Genomic DNA, 16,005 nt, shown 5'->3' on the forward strand with positions numbered 1-16,005 from the left:
CCTTAATGCACGTAGGCCGCGAGCGCCGCGTTCGCCTCGGCGACGACGGCCGCGGCGAGCGCGGCCGGGGCGACGACGGTGACCTCGGCGCCGAGGCGCAGCACGAGCCGGCGGGCCCAGTCGAGGTCGGAGGCGCGCAGGGAGACCGTCCAGAACTCGCCGGGGCCGCGCTCGACCGTCTCGCACGGGTACTGCTCGGTGATCCACCGCGCCGCCCGCCCGACGCGCAGGGTCACCAGCGGCAGGTCGGGCGTCGGGGTGAACAGCGTGCCGGTGCGCGTGTCGGTCGGCCGGGCCTGCCGCGGTACCTGCGCGGCCTCGTCGAGTTCGGTCGAGGCGTCGATGCGGTCGACCCGGAACAGCCGGACGGCCTCCGCGCGGCGGCACCAGGCCTCGAGGTACGCCCACCGGCCCACCACGAGCACGCGCATCGGGTCGACGACGCGCTCGGTGGTCTCGTCGCGGGTGGCCGAGTAGTACGTGATCCGCAGCGCCCGCCGCCGGTCCACGGCCCCGCGCAGCTCCTCGAGCCGGTCGGAGGCGCCGGGCAGCCGCACCGCGACGGGCGCGTCGGCGAGGTCCCCGGCCGCGTGCTCGATCTTCGTCAGGGCCCGGTGGACGCCGTCACCGGCGGTGACCCCGGGGGTCTCGGCGAGCATCCGCAGCGCCACGATGAGCGCGAGCGCCTCGTCGGGCGTGAGGCGCAGCGGGCGGCCGATGCCGGCGTCGTAGGTCAGCGTCACGCTGTCGCCGGAGAACGCCATGTCGATGAGGTCGCCGGGGCCGTACCCCGGAAGCCCGCACATCCACAGCAGCTCGAGGTCCTCGCGCAGCTGACGGTCGGTGATGCCCTGGTCCGCGGCCGCCTCGGCGATCGTGATGCCGGGTCGGGCCTGCAGGTACGGCACCAGGTTGAGCAGCCGGGCGAGGCGGTCCGCGGAGTTCGTCACGCCGGCACCCCGACCTGGGCGGCGGCCGGGTCGTAGGCGGCGGCGATGGCCCGCAGCCGGCGCACGACCTGGTCGCGCACCTCGGGCGGGTCGAGGACGAGCAGATCGGCGCCGTAGCCCACCAGCCACCCGGCGAACAGATCCGCGTCGGAGTAGCTCAGGGTGAGCCGGTCGCCGTCGGGCCCGGGGACGCAGTCCTCGGCCCAGCGTCGTACCCCCGCGGCCCTTCCGGTCTTCACGAGGACCGTGGCGCGCCCGACGCGCTCGACGGGGCCGCTGAAGCCCGCGACCTTGGCGATGAGGTCGGTCCGGGGCGGCTCGTAGGCGCCCCGCCGGCCGAGCCGCCGCACCCCGCTGACGATCCGCGACAGGCGGAAGCAGCGCTCGGCGGCGCGGTCGAGGTCGTGGCCGACGACGTACCACCGGCCACGCCAGCACACCACGCCCCACGGCTGCAGCCGGCGCACCCCGGCGGCGTCGCGCTCCGGGACCTCGTAGGAGAACGTGACCGCCTGGCGGTCGCGGACCGCCGCGGTGAGGGGCTCGAAGGCCGGGTCGACGGTGACGACCGCCTCGACGCCGAGGGTGGCGTGCGGGTCCACGTCGATGCCGCCGGCGCGCAGCTTGGCCAGGCCCGAGGACGCCGCCGCGGCCAGCCCGGTCTGCTGCCACAGCCGCACGGCGATGCCGACCGCGGCCGCCTCGTCGGGGGCGAGGTTGATGTCGGGCAGCGCGTACTCCCGGCGGGCGATGCGGTAGCCCTGCTCGTTGTCGAAGATGCTCGCGGTGCCCATCTCCAGCGGCACGCCGAGCTCGCGCAGCTCCGACTTGTCGCGCTCGAACTTGCGCTGGAACGCCTCGTGGTCGCGCTCGTCGTTGGGATCGTGCTCGTAGCCGGGGACGATCGCGGCGATCTGCTCGGCGGTCAGGAAACGCCGCGTAGCGAGCAGGCAGATCACCAGATTCACCAGGCGCTCGGTTCGAGGACGCGACACGGAAGCGAACGTACCAGCCCGAACGCCCGTCCTGCGCCACCCCTGCGGTTGGCGTTTCGCACCGTCACCGCGGCGGCGCGCTCTGTCGCTGCGTTACTGTGTGCGCCGTGATCCGCTGGCGCTGGGGAACCGTCGTGCAGTCCCGCCGCGAGTGGCGCGGCAGCCTGGAGCTCGACGTCACCGTCGAGAAGCGACGAGCGGAAGATCCCGGTTCGGTACGCGCACTGGCCTACCCCGCCCTCGTGGGCACCCCGCAGCCGGGCGACCGGGTACTGCTGAACCTGAACGCGCTCGCGCTCGGCCTCGGCACGGGCGGGTACGCGCTCGTCGTGGCGGTACCGGACCGGCTGCCCGACGACGTGGACGTCCCCGGCCACGTGGTCAAGGCGCGGTACACCCCGCTGCAGACGATCGTGCTCGCCGCCGACGAGGAGGCCTCCCCCCTGCGCGCGGACCTGGCCGGCGCGGTGGACCTCGGCGGCATGCCGGTGGTCGTGGCCGACCTGCACTCGGCGCTGCCCGCGGTGCTGGCCGGCGCCCGGGCCCAGCGGCCGGACCTGCGCGTCGCGTACGTCATGACCGACGGCGGCGCCCTGCCCGCCTGGTTCTCGCGCACGCTGGACGGCCTGCGCCCGCTGCTCGCCGGTACGGTAACCACGGGCCAGTCCTTCGGCGGCGACCTCGAGTCGACGAACGTGCACAGCGGCCTGCTCGCGGCCCGGCACGGCCTGCACGCCGACCTGGCCGTCGTCACCCAGGGCCCGGGCAACCTCGGCACCGGTACGAGCTGGGGCTTCTCCGGTGTCGCGGCCGGCGAGGCGGTCAACGCGGTGGCGGCGCTGGGCGGCCGCCCGGTGGCGGCCCCGCGCATCTCCGACGCCGACCCGCGCCCGCGCCACCACGGCGTCTCGCACCACAGCCTGACCGCCTTCGGCCGCGTGGCGCTGGCCCCGGCCGACCTGGTGATGCCGTCGGACCTGGCTCCGGCCCTGGCGGAGGTGGTACGCGCGGCGCTGGCCGCCCTGTGCCCGCCGCACACGCTGGTGGAGGTGCCGTCGGCCGACCTGGGCGCGGCGCTGGGCGACCTGCCGGTGAAGCTCTCGACGATGGGCCGCGACCTGGCGGCCGACACCGCGTACTTCCTGTCGGCCGCGGCAGCGGGCCGTCACGCGGCGACTATCGCGGCTTGATTCCGCTCGCTGTCGCCGTTCAGCACGAAAAGTCGGGCGCTCCGCGCCGCGACTTTTCGGATTTATACCCTGACAGGCGATAAATCGGATATGTCGCGGCGCGCCGGCGCCCGACATATCGAGATCAACTTCCGCGGGCAGGTAGGTCAGGCCCGCGACGGCGCCGAGTTGGGACAGACGACGCGGGCTCGGTTTCTCAGGCCTTCGACAGCGCCGTGTTCGCCACCGAGCGGAGCTGCGACAGATGGTCGGCCTCCGGAGCCGCCGCCACCACCAGGTACACCGCCACGATCGCCTTCCCCCGGCGCGTCAGCAGCGTCTTGGACTTGTCGCTCAACGCCGCCTCCCCCACCCCGCCCACGGCCTCCAGCGACGCGATGGTCGTCCACAGCTTCTGCGCCTGCGCCGGGTCCGTGAACGTCAGGGCCACCACGGTCACCTGGTCGCCCGCCGGGCTGCCGAACGGGCACATGCGGGCGCGCGCGTTGAGGCCGAGGGTCTGCACGGCCTGGCCGTACTGCGCGACGGCCGCGGCGCCGTCGCCCTGGCTCGGCTGGACCGGCAGGCCGGTGGACTGCTGGACCTGGGTGGCGCCGATGAGGCCCTGGCAGCCGTCCGAGTTGACGACCGGGGGCAGCGTCGGCGAGGCCAGCGGCTGGTGGGAGACCTCCGCGCCGCCGGTCGGGCCGGCCGGCAGCGGGGTGCGCTTCGGGCCGTCGTCGGTGCAGCCGGACAGGCAGGCCGCGAGCAGGACGACCGCGGCCAGGCGGCGGATCACGCGTACATCACGATCAGGGTGAAGAACACGATGACCGCGATCAGCACGAGGGCGAGCAGCCAGGTCGGGTACTTCGGGCCGATCGTGCGGTTCCGCTCGACCTCTTCGCGGATGCGCTGCAGGCGCCGGCCGAACCGGTTCGTGGCGGGACGGTCCGGATTGAAGTCGGCGTTGAGCTTCGGGGGCGGGTCCGGCAGGTTGTCCATAACCCGGCCAGAATAACGCCCCCGAAGCGCAACGCGTTACACGACGGTCGGCGCCGGTTTGTCACGCCTTTCGGCCGCGAAAACCGGCGCCGGCCGTCACATGCTCGCGATCAGGCGGTCGACCCGCTCGTCGTAGGCGCGGAACGGGTCCTTGCACAGCACGGTCCGCTGCGCCTGGTCGTTCAGCTTGAGGTGCACCCAGTCGACGGTGAAGTCGCGGCGGCGCTCCTGGGCGTGGCGGATGAACTCGCCGCGCAGGCGGGCCCGGGTCGTCTGCGGCGGGGTCTCCTTGGCCTCGAAGATCTCCAGGTCGGTGGCGACGCGGTCGACCGAGCCGCGCTTCTCCAGCAGCCCGTAGAGGCCGCGGCCGCGGCGCAGGTCGTGGTAGGCGAGGTCCATCTGCGCCACCCGCGGGTGGGACAGCGGCAGGTCGTGCTTGGCCTGGTACCGCTCGATCAGCCCGAGCTTGGTCACCCAGTCGACCTCGCGCTCGACCTCCTTGTGGTTGCCGCTGTCCACGGCGCCCAGCACGCGGCCCCACAGGTCCATGACCCGCTTGGTGGCCGCATCGGCGCCGCGGCGGTCCAGGAACTCGGTGGCCTTGTCGTAGTACTCCTGCTGGATCTCCAGCGCCGAGATCTCCTTGCCGCTGGCGAGGCGCACGCGGCGGCGGCCGGTGATGTCGTGCGACACCTCGCGGATGGCCCGGATCGGGTTCTCCAGCGAGAGGTCCCGCATGGCCACGCCGGCCTCGATCATCCGCAGCACGATGTCCGCGGTGCCGACCTTGAGCAGCGTGGTGACCTCGTTCATGTTCGAGTCGCCGACGATGACGTGCAGGCGGCGGTACCGCTCGGCGTCCGCGTGCGGCTCGTCGCGGGTGTTGATGATGGGCCGGGACCGGGTGGTCGCCGAGGACACGCCTTCCCAGATGTGCTCGGCGCGCTGCGAGAGGCAGTACACGGCGCCGCGCGGGGTCTGCAGCACTTTGCCGGCGCCGCAGATCAGCTGGCGGGTGACCAGGAACGGGATGAGGATGTCGGCGAGACGGCCGAACTCGCCGTGCCGGCTGACCAGGTAGTTCTCGTGGCAGCCGTACGAGTTGCCGGCGGAGTCCGTGTTGTTCTTGAACAGGTAGATCTCGCCCGCGATCCCCTCGTCGTGCAGCCGGCGCTCGGCGTCGACGAGCAGGCCCTCGAGGATGCGCTCGCCGGCCCGGTCGTGGGCGACCAGGTCGGGCACGGAGTCGCATTCGGGCGTGGCGTATTCCGGGTGGGAGCCCACATCAAGGTAAAGGCGCGCGCCGTTGCGCAGGAACACGTTGCTGGAACGGCCCCACGACACGACGCGCCGGAACAGATAGCGGGCGACCTCGTCCGGCGACAGGCGGCGCTGTCCCCGGTAGGTACACGTGACCCCGTATTCGGTCTCAAGGCCGAAAATTCGCCGGTCCATGTACAGACATTAGCCGCCTGAACGCCGATTCGAACCTATTGGGAGCGGAGACTTTCGGTATACCTCTGGCAGGTGGCGTAGTCCGGCAGGCGCCCTTCCTCGAGGCGCTGCGCGAGCGTGGGGGCCTTGGCATCGCGGGCCGACAGCACCGGCTCGGCGACGGGCCACGCGATGGCGAGGTCGGGGTCGAGCGGGTGCAGGTCGTGCTCCCCCGACGGGTTGTAGGTCTCCGACACCAGATAGGTGAGCGTGGCGTCGTCGGTGAGCGCACAGAATGCGTGGCCGAGGCCTTCGGAGAGGTACACGGCGCGGCGGTCGACCTCGTCGAGCTGCACGCTGTCCCACTGCCCGAAGGTGGGCGAGCCGACCCGGATGTCCACGACCACGTCGAGCACGGCGCCGCGGATGCAGGTCACGTACTTCGCCTGCCCGGGCGGCACGTCGGCGTAGTGGACGCCGCGCACCACGCCGCGGGCCGAGACCGACAGGTTGCCCTGGGCCAGCCGCAGCGGGTGGCCGACCTCCTCGGTCAGGTGGTCGAAGCGGTAGAACTCGGTGAACAGGCCCCGGGGATCCCCGTGCAGGACGGGGGTGATCTCCCAGGCGCCGCCGATCGAGAGCTGTCGGATCTTCACGTGCTCACTCCAGCGTGTCGGTCGTGGTGCGGTGTCAATTCTGCCAATCGAGGAGGTCGAGCAGGTACTCCCCGTATCCGCTCTTGCGCAGCGGCTCGGCGAGCTCGCGCAGCCGGTCGTCGTCGATGAGCCCGGCGCGCCAGCAGACCTCCTCGACACAGCCGATCTTGAAGCCCTGCCGCTCCTCGATCACGCGCACGAACTCGGCCGCCTGGACCATGGTGTGGAACGTGCCCGTGTCCAGCCAGGCGGTACCGCGGTCGAGGACGCCGACGTGCAGCTCCCCGCGCTCGAGGTAGGCCGCGTTCACGGCGGTGATCTCGAGCTCGCCGCGGTCGCTGGGCTTGAGGTCGCGGGCGATCTGCACGACGCGGTTGTCGTAGAAGTACAGGCCGGGCACCGCGTAGCGGGACTTGGGCCGGATCGGCTTCTCCTCGATCGAGAGCACCCGCCCGTCGGGGGCGAACTCGACGACGCCGTAGTCCTGGGGGTTCGACACCGGGTAGGCGAAGACCCGCCCGCCGATGATCTCGGCGTTGTCGGCGAGCCGCTGGCCGAGCGCGCCGCCGTGGAAGATGTTGTCGCCCAGCACCAGCGCCACGCTGTCGCCGCCGATGAACTCGGCGCCGATGATGAACGCCTGGGCCAGGCCCTCGGGGCGGGGCTGGGCCGCGTACTGCAGGTTGAGCCCCCACTGGGAGCCGTCGCCGAGCAGCCGGAGGAACTGGTCCTGGTCCTCGGGGGTGGTGATCACGAGGATGTCGCGGATGCCCGCCATGACGAGGGTGGTGAGCGGGTAGTAGATCATCGGCTTGTCGAAGACGGGCATCAGCTGCTTCGACACGGCCTTGGTCAGGGGCCACAGACGTGAGCCGGTCCCACCGGCGAGGATGATGCCGCGCACCCGGCCACCGTACGGGACGGGCAACACCGGGGTCGACCCGGACGCGCCCAGGGTCAACCGGGGAACCAGCGCGGGTCCACTAGACTCTCGAACCCGTGAGAATCCTCGTCACCGGCGGAGCCGGTTTCATCGGCTCCCATTACGTGCGCACCCTGCTCAGCGGCGGTTACCCCGCGTACGCGGGCGCGGCCGTGACCGTCCTCGACAAGCTCACCTATTCGGGTAACCGGGCGAACCTCGCCCCGGTTCAGCACGACTCCGCGCTCACGTTCGTGGAGGGCGACATCTGCGACACCGAGCTCGTCACCGGGCTCATGCCCGGCCACGACGCCGTCGTGCACTTCGCCGCGGAGTCCCACGTCGACCGCTCGATCCTCGGCGCCGGCCCGTTCGTGACCACCAACGTGCTGGGCACCCAGGTGCTGCTCGACGCGGCCCGGGCGGCCGGGGTCGGGCGCTTCCTGCACGTGTCCACCGACGAGGTGTACGGCTCGATCCAGGAGGGCTCCTGGACCGAGGAGTGGCCACTGGCCCCGAACTCGCCGTACTCGGCTTCGAAGGCCGGCTCGGACCTGCTCGCCCTGGCCTACCACCGCACCCACGGGATGGAGGTGGTGGTGACCCGCTGCTCGAACAACTACGGCCACTACCAGTTCCCCGAAAAGGTGATTCCGCTCTTCGTCACCAACCTCATCGACGGCGGGACCGTCCCCCTCTACGGCGACGGCGGCAACATCCGCGACTGGCTGCACGTCTCCGACCACTGTGCCGGCATCCAGCTCGCGCTGGAGAAGGGCCGGGCCGGCGAGGTCTACAACATCGGCGGCGGCCGCGAGCTGACCAACCGGGAGCTGACCGAGGTCCTGCTCGGCGCCACCGGGCGGGACTGGGACTCGTCGGTGCGCTACGTCGAGGACCGCAAGGGCCATGATCGGCGGTACTCGCTGTCGATCGACAAGATCAGCAATGAGCTCGGGTACACCCCGCAGGTCACGTTCGAGCAGGGCATCGCCGAGACGGTCGCCTGGTACCAGGACAACCGCGCCTGGTGGGAGCCGCTCAAGGCGCAGGCGGCGCTGAACTCATGACCGGTCCGGAGCGGAGCGGAGGGGCCGGTCATGATGGGCTCGGCTCGGGGGTCGTGCGGCCGGAGCGAAGCGGAGGGCGCATGACCCGTTTTCTCGTCACGGGGGCCGGCGGGATGCTGGGCCGCGACCTGCTGGCCGTGCTCGACGGCCGGGAGGTGACCGCCGCAACCCGGGCGGAGCTGGACATCACGGACGCGGCGCAGGTCCGGTCCGTGGTCGAGGGCCACGACGTGGTCCTCAACGCCGCGGCCTGGACCGACGTCGACGGCGCAGAGGCCGACGAGGCCGGTGCGACAGCGGTCAACGGCACCGGCGTGGCCGTCCTGGCCGCCGGGTGCGCCGCCGCCGGGGCCCGGCTCGTGCACGTCTCCACCGACTACGTGTTCCCCGGCGACGCCGCCGAGCCCTACGCCGAGGACGCCCCGACGGCGCCGATCAACGCCTACGGCCGCAGCAAGCTCGCCGGCGAGCGGGCCGTGCTCGACGCGCTGCCCGGGACCGGGTACGTCGTGCGGACCGCCTGGCTCTACGGCGAGCACGGCCGCAGCTTCGTGCGCACGATGCTGCAGCTGGCCCGGGAGCGCGACTTCGTCGAGGTCGTCGACGACCAGGTCGGGCAGCCGACATGGTCGCGCGACCTGGCCGAGCGCCTGGTGGCGCTGGCGGAGTCGGGGGCGCCCGCCGGGGTGTACCACGGCACCGCCTCCGGCCGCGTCTCCTGGCACGGGCTGGCCGAGGCGGTGTTCGCCGAGTCCGGGCACGACCCGGCCCGGGTGCGCCGCACCACGAGCGCCGCGTACGTGCGCCCGGCGCGGCGGCCCGCGTTCAGCGTGCTCGGCCATGAGCGCTGGGCCGGGGCCGGGCTGGCCCCGATGCGGGACTGGCGTGCCATGCTGCATGACATGGTGTCCGGAGGTGCCCGGTGAAGCTCACGATCGTCACCGGTCTGACCGCGCTGGCGGTGCTCGCCTTCATGGTCGAGCTGCTGCGGCGGCGGCAGCTGCAGGAGAAGTACGCCATCCTCTGGCTGGTCGTCAGCATCGTCATGTTGCCGCTGGCGTTCTTCCCGTTCATCACCGACCGCACGGCGAAGCTGCTGGGCATCGCCTCCGGCGTGAGCCTGGTGCTGTTCCTCGGCATCGTCTTCCTGCTGCTGGTCACGGTGCACCTGAGCTGGGAGGTCAGCCGGTTGGAGGAGGAGACCCGGACGCTGGCCGAGGACCTCGCGCTGCTGCGCAGCGAGCTGGGGCGCCCGAAGCCACAGGACGAGATCCCGCACGAGGCGATCGAGGCGGCCCGCGATGATCAACGGTAAGAAGGTCCTGATCATCATCCCGGCGTGGAACGAGTCGGGGTCGATCGGCGAGGTGGTCCGGGAGGTGCACGGCGAGCTGCCGTCGGTCGACATCATCGTGGTCGACGACGGCTCCACCGACGACACCGCGATCAAGGCCGCCGACGCCGGGGCGATCGTGGCGAAGCTGCCGTTCAACCTGGGCGTCGGCGGGGCGATGCGCACCGGGTACCGCTACGCCCGCGACCACGGCTACGACGTGGCGATCCAGGTCGACGCGGACGGGCAGCACGACCCGCGGTACATCCCGAAGCTTGTCGACGCGCTCGACGATCACGACCTGGTGATCGGGGCCCGGTTCGCGGGCGAGGGCGGCTACAGCGTCAAGGGTCCGCGCCAGTGGGCGATGAAAATGCTTTCGGCGGTACTGTCGCGGCTGTCGCGAACCCGACTGACCGACACGACGTCGGGGCACCGCGCGTGCAACCGGCGCACGATCGAGTTCTTCGCGCACTGGTACCCGGCCGAGTACCTCGGCGACACGATCGAGGTGCTGGTCCGGCTGGCGCGCAACGGCTTCCGGATCACGCAGATCCCGGTCGCGATGCGCCCGCGGATGGCCGGGACGCCGAGCAACTCCCCCGTCAAGGCGACGATCTACCTCGGGCGGGCGTTCGTCGTGCTGCTCCTGGCGATCATCCGGGCCTGACGCCTTCGCCTGGCGATGGTGGGGTCCGGCCGGACCCCACCATCAAGGCGCTACTCGTCCTCGGACTTGCTCTCCTCGGGCTTGCTCTCCTCGGCCGGGGCCTCGGTGCCGCCGGAGGCGTTGTCGGCCGGCGTGCTCGGCGAGGCGGGCGGCTGCGGCTTGTCCTCCAGGCCCTCCTCGACGTCCTGCGCGCCCGCGGCCGAGGTGTCCTCGAGGATGGCGGTCAGGGCGAGGCCGGTGAGCCGGCGGAACGTGCGGCCCGGGCGGTTGCGGTCGAGGACCGCGACCTCGAGCTGGTGGGCCGCCAGCTTGCGCGGCTGGCCGTTCTCGCCGCCGACACTGCCCAGACCGTCCACCGCGAGCTTCAGGGCCTCAGCGAGCGTCTGGTCGGGCCGCAGGCGGCTTTTCACGGCGGTGGCGACGGCGTCGGACTGCCCGCCCATGGTCACCATGCCCTGCTCGTCCTGGACGGAGCCGTCGTAGGTGATCCGGTAGAGCTCGTCGTCCTCCGCGGTGAGGCCCGCCTCGGCGACGCAGATCTCCACCTCGTACGGCTTCTGCTCCTGGGTGAAGATCGCCCCGAGGTTGCGCGCGTAGAAGTTGGCGATCTGCCGGCCGGTCACGTCGCCGCGGGCGTAGGAGTACCCGTGCAGGTCCGCCAGGCGCACCCCGGCGGAGCGCAGGGCCTCGAACTCCGGGTAGCGCCCGACGGCGGCGAAGCCGATGCGGTCGTAGATCTCACTGACCTTGTGCAGCGCGGTGGAGAGGTTCTCGGCCACGAACAGCACGCCGCCCTCGTAGCTGAGCACCATGACGCTGCGGCCACGAGCGATGCCCTTGCGGGCGTACTCCGAGCGGTCCCGCATGATCTGCTCGGGCGAGGCGTAGAACTGCATGGCCACGGTGGCGGGTTCTCCTTCGCTGGTGGTGGGGCGGGCTGCTGGGGCTGGGTTCAGATGTCGGGGTTGTCGCGCCGCTCGGCGATGACCTGCTCGGCGGCCGCGCGGGTCTCGTCGTCGCTGAGCCGCCGGGTGCCCTCGACCGTCGCGGTCATGATCACCGGGAAGATGTTGCGCAGCAGGTCGGGGCCGCCGGTGGCGGTGTCGTCGTCGGCGGCGTCGTAGAGCGCCTCGATGGCGAGCTTCACGGCCTCGTCGGTGGTCACGCCGCGCCGGAAGCGCTTCTTCAGCGACGACTTGGCGAACAGCGAGCCGGAGCCGATCGAGTCGTACCCGCGCTCCTCGTACACCCCGCCGGCGACGTCGAAGCTGAAGATCCGCCCGGCCTTGTCGACGCTCTTGGCGTCGGTGTCGAAGCCGGCGAAGAGCGGCACCACGGCCAGGCCCTGCATCGCCGCGCCGAGGTTGTTGCGCACCATGCTGGCCAGGCGGTTGGCCTTGCCCTCGAGGGAGAGCATGCTGCTCTCGATCTTCTCGTAGTGCTCGAGCTCCACCTGGAACAGCCGGATCATCTCCAGGCCGAAGCCCGCGGTGCCGGCCATGCCGACGAGCGAGTAGGCGTCGGCCGCGAACACCTTCTCGATGTCGCGCTGGGCGATGAGGTTGCCCATCGTCGCGCGCCGGTCGCCGCCCATGAGCACGCCGTCGGAGCAGGTGATGGCGACGATGGTCGTGGCGTGGGCGCTCACGTCGGCCGCCATCCCCGGCGGCAGCGGCCGCCGGCCCGGGAGCATCTCCGGTGCCACGCTCGACAGGAACTCAGTGAAGGACGACGTCCCGGCAGCGTGGAACGCGGCGGGCGGGCGCCCTGAGTGGTCAAGACCCGACGGCAACGGAGCCCCTCCTTGGTTGCGTGGTGATCGACTGTGGTGCGACAACAATACGCCGCGGCCGCGCCGGTGAGCGGCGCGCCACAACCCTCAATGACACAGACCCCGTCGGTGGGGACGCGATCGGCCGGCGCCGGCCGCGGGCGAACAGGCGCCGCCCGCCCGGCGTGACCCGGACGGGCGGCGTCGTGGTGCGGCTACTCGCCGCCCTTCTGCACGTATCCGCGGACGAACTCTTCGGCGTTCTCCTCGAGCACGGAGTCGATCTCGTCAAGGAGGTCATCGACGTCCTCGCCGAGCTGCTCGACCCGTTCGGCCGTCTCCGGGTTGACCTCTGGCGCAGCGACATCCTCTTCCTCGTCGCGCCGGGACTTACCGGACTGGGACTGCCCACCCGTATCCCTCGTAGCCATGCCTCATCCTCCTCGGGGGGACCACCATAGAACCGCTGCTTCGAACTTACCCGGAAGTGATCGCTTCGAGCAGATCCTTCGCGCTCGGGCATTTGTCGAACAGCGCGCCGACGTGTTTCTTCGTCCCCCGCTCGGGCTCCATCATCGGCACCCGGACGAGGGACTCGCGGCCCACGTCGAAGATGACGGAGTCCCAACTCGCGGCCACCACCTCGGCCGGGTACTTGGCCAGGCAGCGCCCGCGGAAGTAGGCGCGGGTGTCGTCCGGCGGCTCGACGATCGCGCGCTGGACCTCTTCCTCGGTGAACAGCGTCTCCATCGAGCCACGGGCGACCAGGCGATGGTAGAGGCCCTTCTCGGGGCGCACGTCGGAGTACTGCAGGTCGACGAGCTGCAGCTTGTGCGAGCTCCAGCCCAGCGACTCGCGCTCGCGGTACCCCTCCAGCAGGCGCAGCTTGGCGACCCAGTCGAGCTCACCGGCGCACAGCATCGGGTCGCGGCCGAGCTTGTCGAGCGCGTCCTCCCAGCGGTTGAGCACGTCGAGGGTGATCTCGTCGGCGTCGTCGCCCTCGCGGCCCTCGACGAAGGCGCGGGCCCGCTCGTAGAACGCCCACTGGATGTCCAGGGCGGTGAGGCGGCGGCCGTCACGCATGCGGATGAGGTGCTTGAGCGACGGGTCGTGGCTGACCGACCGCAGCTCGGTGACCGGGTCGGCGATGCCCAGGTCACCCGAGAGCACCTTGTCCTCGATCATCGCGAGGATGAGCGACGTGGTGCCGACCTTGAGGTACGTCGAGATCTCCGACAGGTTCGCGTCGCCGATGATCACGTGGAGCCGGCGGTACTTGTCCGCGTCGGCGTGCGGCTCGTCGCGCGTGTTGATGATGGGCCGCTTCAGCGTCGTCTCCAGCCCGACCTCGACCTCGAAGAAGTCGGCCCGCTGGGAGATCTGGAAGCCCGGGCCGGTGCCGTCCTGCCCGATGCCGACCCGCCCCGCGCCGCAGACGATCTGCCGCGTGACGAAGAACGGGGTGAGGTGCATGACGATGTCGGCGAAGGGGGTCTGCCGGCGCATGAGGTAGTTCTCGTGCGCGCCGTAGCTGGCGCCCTTGTTGTCGGTGTTGTTCTTGTACAGGTGGATCGGCAGCGTGCCCGGGATGGTGGCGGCGCGCCGGGCGGCCTCGGCCATCACCCGCTCGCCGGCCTTGTCCCACAGCACGATGTCGCGGGGGGTGGTCACCTCGGGCGTGGAGTATTCGGGGTGGGCGTGGTCGACGTAGAGCCGGGCGCCGTTGGTCAGTATCACGTTGGCCAGGCCGAGGTCCTCGTCGGCCAGCGCCTCCGCCGGATCGTAGAGGGCACCTGAGTAGGTGAACCCCCGGGCGTCGCGCAGCGGCGACTCCTCCTCGTAGTCCCAGCGGGCGCGTCCGCCCTTGGTGAGCTCGGGCCGCGCCCCGTAGGCGTTGACCACCTGGGAGGACGTGACCATGGGGTTCGCACCCGGCTGGCCGGGCACGGACACGCCGTACTCGACCTCGGTGCCCATCACGCGCCGCACACTCATGAGACAACCCTAGTCGTATCGTCGGCCGTCCGGCCCACTCGGACGGGCCAGCTTGCCTGCAAGCTTAAGCGGGCGGTGACCAAAAGGTCACCGCCCGCTCATCGGCACATCGTGAACTACAGGTATTGGCCGGTGTTGGTGGCCGTCTCGATCGAGCGGCCGGCCTCGGCGCCCTTACCGCCGGAGACGAGCGTGCGGATGTACACGATCCGCTCGCCCTTCTTGCCGGAGATGCGGGCCCAGTCGTCGGGGTTGGTGGTGTTGGGCAGGTCCTCGTTCTCCCGGAACTCGTCGACACACGAGTCCAGCAGGTGCTGCAGGCGTACGCCCTTGGACCCGTTGGAGAGGAAGTCCTTGATCGCCATCTTCTTGGCCCGGTCGACGATGTTCTGGATCATCGCGCCGGAGTTGAAGTCCTTGAAGTACAGGACCTCCTTGTCGCCGTTGGCGTAGGTCACCTCGAGGAAGCGGTTCTCCTCGGTCTCGGAGTACATCCGCAGCACGACCGCGTCGATCATGGCCGCGACCGTCGCGTCCTTCGAGTCGCCGTGCTCGGTGACGTCGTCCTTGTGCAGGGGCACGTCGGTCAGGATGTACTTCGAGAAGATGTCCTTGGCCGCCTCGGCGTCCGGTCGCTCGATCTTGATCTTCACGTCGAGCCGGCCGGGGCGCAGGATCGCCGGGTCGATCATGTCTTCCCGGTTGGACGCGCCGATGACGATGACGTTCTCCAGGCCCTCCACGCCGTCGATCTCGCTGAGCAGCTGGGGGACGATCGTGTTCTCCACGTCGGAGGAGACGCCGGAGCCGCGCGTGCGGAACACGGAGTCCATCTCGTCGAAGAACACGATGACGGGCGTACCCTCGCCGGCCTTCTCCCGAGCGCGCTGGAAGATCAGCCGGATGTGCCGCTCGGTCTCGCCGACGTACTTGTTGAGCAGCTCGGGACCCTTGATGTTGAGGAAGTAGCTGGTCTGCTTCTCCTCGCCGCGCCGCTCGGCGATCTTCTTCGCCAGCGAGTTGGCCACCGCCTTGGCAATGAGGGTCTTGCCGCAGCCGGGCGGGCCATAGAGCAGCACGCCCTTCGGCGGGCGCAGCTTGTGCTCCCGGAACAGCTCGGCGTGCAGGAAGGGCAGCTCCACCGCGTCGCGGATCATCTCGATCTGCGAGGACAGTCCGCCGATGTCGTGGTAGTCGACGTCGGGCACCTCCTCCAGGACGAGCTCCTCGACCTCGCTCTTGGGAATCCGCTCGTAGGCGTACGCCGACCGCGGCTCGATCATGAGCGAGTCGCCGGCGCGCAGTGGCGCGTCGGCGATGGTGTGCGCCAGGTGGACGATCCGTTCCTCGTCGGCGTGCGAGACGACGAGAGCCCGGTCACCACCCTCGAGGACCTCCTTCAACATGACGACCTCACCGACCCGCTCGTAGCCGAGCGCGTCGACGATGTTCAGGGCGTCGTTGAGCAGGACCTCCTGGCCTCGGCGCAGCTCCTCGGTCTCGATCGCCGGGGAGACTGCCACGCGCAGCTTGCGCCCGCCGGTGAACACGTCGACGGTGCCGTCGTCGTGGCGGGCGAGGAAGACGCCGTATCCGCTCGGCGGCTGTGCCAGGCGGTCGACCTCCTCCTTCAGCGTCACGATCTGGGCTCGGGCCTCCTTGAGGGTGGCTACGAGCCGCTCGTTGTTTTCGGTCAGCCGGGCAATCTGCGCCTGCGCTGCGGCTAGCCGCTCCTCGAGCTGTCGCACGTGTCGCGGTGTCTCCGTCAGCTTGCGCCGCACCAGGGCGAGTTCCTCCTGAAGAAACGCGACCTGCGTGGAGAGATCGTGGGCGTCCTTCTCCCATCGTGCGGCGCGCGTCTCCGCGTCGTCGCTGCGTGCCACGTCCCACCTCCCCGGGGGCTTTGAACGTTGTGCTCTAACACTAACTGCTGATCGGCGGTTCAGGCCCCCTCGAACACGTGCGCCACAGGGTGTTTACAAATCCGGGATACTCGAAGGGCCCTATGCACGCCCTTTTCCGGCCCGCTGCGGCG

17 protein-coding genes are annotated in these 16,005 nt (G+C 70.9%); 5 read left to right on the top strand and 12 right to left on the bottom strand.

The window, feature by feature from the left end; translation table 11 throughout:
• Positions 1 to 2: 2 nt before the first annotated feature.
• Entirely contained in the window at positions 3 to 950 is a 948-nt protein-coding gene (locus tag ACPPVO_RS42590) for a helix-turn-helix transcriptional regulator (RefSeq protein WP_426504246.1), read from the bottom strand.
• Positions 947 to 1,945, bottom strand: coding sequence for a helix-turn-helix transcriptional regulator (locus ACPPVO_RS42595; RefSeq protein ID WP_426504247.1), 999 nt, complete (start codon positions 1,943 to 1,945; stop codon positions 947 to 949). Before ACPPVO_RS42595 ends, ACPPVO_RS42590 begins: the two co-directional genes overlap by 4 nt.
• A 107-nt stretch (positions 1,946 to 2,052) precedes the next feature.
• Between ACPPVO_RS42595 and ACPPVO_RS42600 the strand changes: the two genes are divergently transcribed.
• Positions 2,053 to 3,135, top strand: a complete 1,083-nt coding sequence (locus tag ACPPVO_RS42600; protein WP_426504248.1) for a DUF3866 family protein — start codon at positions 2,053 to 2,055, stop codon at positions 3,133 to 3,135.
• A gap of 196 nt (positions 3,136 to 3,331) precedes the next feature.
• Here ACPPVO_RS42600 and ACPPVO_RS42605 read toward each other — a convergent pair whose 3' ends face one another.
• The 5 genes from ACPPVO_RS42605 to rfbA form a co-directional block, all read right to left on the bottom strand.
• Positions 3,332 to 3,913: a hypothetical protein gene (locus tag ACPPVO_RS42605; RefSeq protein WP_426504249.1), complete on the bottom strand. Its 582-nt coding sequence runs from the start codon at positions 3,911 to 3,913 to the stop codon at positions 3,332 to 3,334.
• Positions 3,910 to 4,119 (bottom strand): hypothetical protein, encoded by a 210-nt coding sequence (locus tag ACPPVO_RS42610; RefSeq protein ID WP_360382375.1) that lies wholly within the window; start codon positions 4,117 to 4,119, stop codon positions 3,910 to 3,912. The genes ACPPVO_RS42605 and ACPPVO_RS42610 overlap by 4 nt, the downstream gene beginning before the upstream one ends.
• A gap of 96 nt (positions 4,120 to 4,215) precedes the next feature.
• Complete coding sequence (pafA, locus tag ACPPVO_RS42615) at positions 4,216 to 5,574, bottom strand: Pup--protein ligase (RefSeq protein ID WP_426504250.1); 1,359 nt, start codon at positions 5,572 to 5,574, stop codon at positions 4,216 to 4,218.
• 35 nt (positions 5,575 to 5,609) lie between these two features.
• A complete protein-coding gene (locus ACPPVO_RS42620) occupies positions 5,610 to 6,209 on the bottom strand; it encodes a dTDP-4-dehydrorhamnose 3,5-epimerase family protein (protein WP_426504251.1) in 600 nt (199 codons plus the stop codon).
• Between the two features lie 34 nt (positions 6,210 to 6,243).
• On the bottom strand, positions 6,244 to 7,113 hold the full coding sequence (gene rfbA, locus ACPPVO_RS42625; RefSeq protein WP_426504252.1) for a glucose-1-phosphate thymidylyltransferase RfbA: 870 nt from the start codon (positions 7,111 to 7,113) through the stop codon (positions 6,244 to 6,246).
• A 95-nt stretch (positions 7,114 to 7,208) separates the two neighbouring features.
• Between rfbA and rfbB the strand changes: the two genes are divergently transcribed.
• The 4 genes from rfbB to ACPPVO_RS42645 all read left to right on the top strand — a co-directional run bounded on the left by rfbB (position 7,209) and on the right by ACPPVO_RS42645 (position 10,204).
• Complete coding sequence (gene rfbB, locus ACPPVO_RS42630; RefSeq protein WP_426504253.1) at positions 7,209 to 8,201, top strand: dTDP-glucose 4,6-dehydratase; 993 nt, start codon at positions 7,209 to 7,211, stop codon at positions 8,199 to 8,201.
• A gap of 80 nt (positions 8,202 to 8,281) precedes the next feature.
• The gene (rfbD, locus tag ACPPVO_RS42635; protein WP_426504254.1) at positions 8,282 to 9,127 is read left to right on the top strand and encodes a dTDP-4-dehydrorhamnose reductase; all 846 of its coding nucleotides are present in this window, start codon (positions 8,282 to 8,284) and stop codon (positions 9,125 to 9,127) included.
• Complete coding sequence (locus ACPPVO_RS42640; protein ID WP_426504255.1) at positions 9,124 to 9,516, top strand: DUF2304 domain-containing protein; 393 nt, start codon at positions 9,124 to 9,126, stop codon at positions 9,514 to 9,516. The genes rfbD and ACPPVO_RS42640 overlap by 4 nt, the downstream gene beginning before the upstream one ends.
• Positions 9,503 to 10,204: a glycosyltransferase family 2 protein gene (locus tag ACPPVO_RS42645; RefSeq protein WP_426504256.1), complete on the top strand. Its 702-nt coding sequence runs from the start codon at positions 9,503 to 9,505 to the stop codon at positions 10,202 to 10,204. The genes ACPPVO_RS42640 and ACPPVO_RS42645 overlap by 14 nt, the downstream gene beginning before the upstream one ends.
• A 50-nt stretch (positions 10,205 to 10,254) precedes the next feature.
• Here ACPPVO_RS42645 and prcA read toward each other — a convergent pair whose 3' ends face one another.
• The 5 genes from prcA to arc form a co-directional block, all read right to left on the bottom strand.
• On the bottom strand, positions 10,255 to 11,106 hold the full coding sequence (prcA, locus tag ACPPVO_RS42650; RefSeq protein ID WP_426504257.1) for a proteasome subunit alpha: 852 nt from the start codon (positions 11,104 to 11,106) through the stop codon (positions 10,255 to 10,257).
• 50 nt (positions 11,107 to 11,156) lie between these two features.
• Entirely contained in the window at positions 11,157 to 11,897 is a 741-nt protein-coding gene (prcB, locus tag ACPPVO_RS42655) for a proteasome subunit beta (protein WP_426514794.1), read from the bottom strand.
• A 293-nt stretch (positions 11,898 to 12,190) separates the two neighbouring features.
• Positions 12,191 to 12,406 carry a ubiquitin-like protein Pup gene (locus ACPPVO_RS42660; RefSeq protein ID WP_345129507.1) on the bottom strand — a complete coding sequence of 72 codons (216 nt, stop codon included), beginning with the start codon at positions 12,404 to 12,406 and terminating at the stop codon, positions 12,191 to 12,193.
• Positions 12,407 to 12,452: 46 nt separating this feature from the next.
• Complete coding sequence (dop, locus tag ACPPVO_RS42665) at positions 12,453 to 13,970, bottom strand: depupylase/deamidase Dop (RefSeq protein WP_426504258.1); 1,518 nt, start codon at positions 13,968 to 13,970, stop codon at positions 12,453 to 12,455.
• Positions 13,971 to 14,086: 116 nt separating this feature from the next.
• Positions 14,087 to 15,853, bottom strand: a complete 1,767-nt coding sequence (gene arc, locus ACPPVO_RS42670) for a proteasome ATPase (RefSeq protein WP_426504259.1) — start codon at positions 15,851 to 15,853, stop codon at positions 14,087 to 14,089.
• Positions 15,854 to 16,005: the final 152 nt, after the last annotated feature.

Origin of the sequence: Dactylosporangium sp. McL0621 (assembly GCF_049995355.1) — a bacterium.
GTDB lineage: Bacteria > Actinomycetota > Actinomycetes > Mycobacteriales > Micromonosporaceae > Dactylosporangium.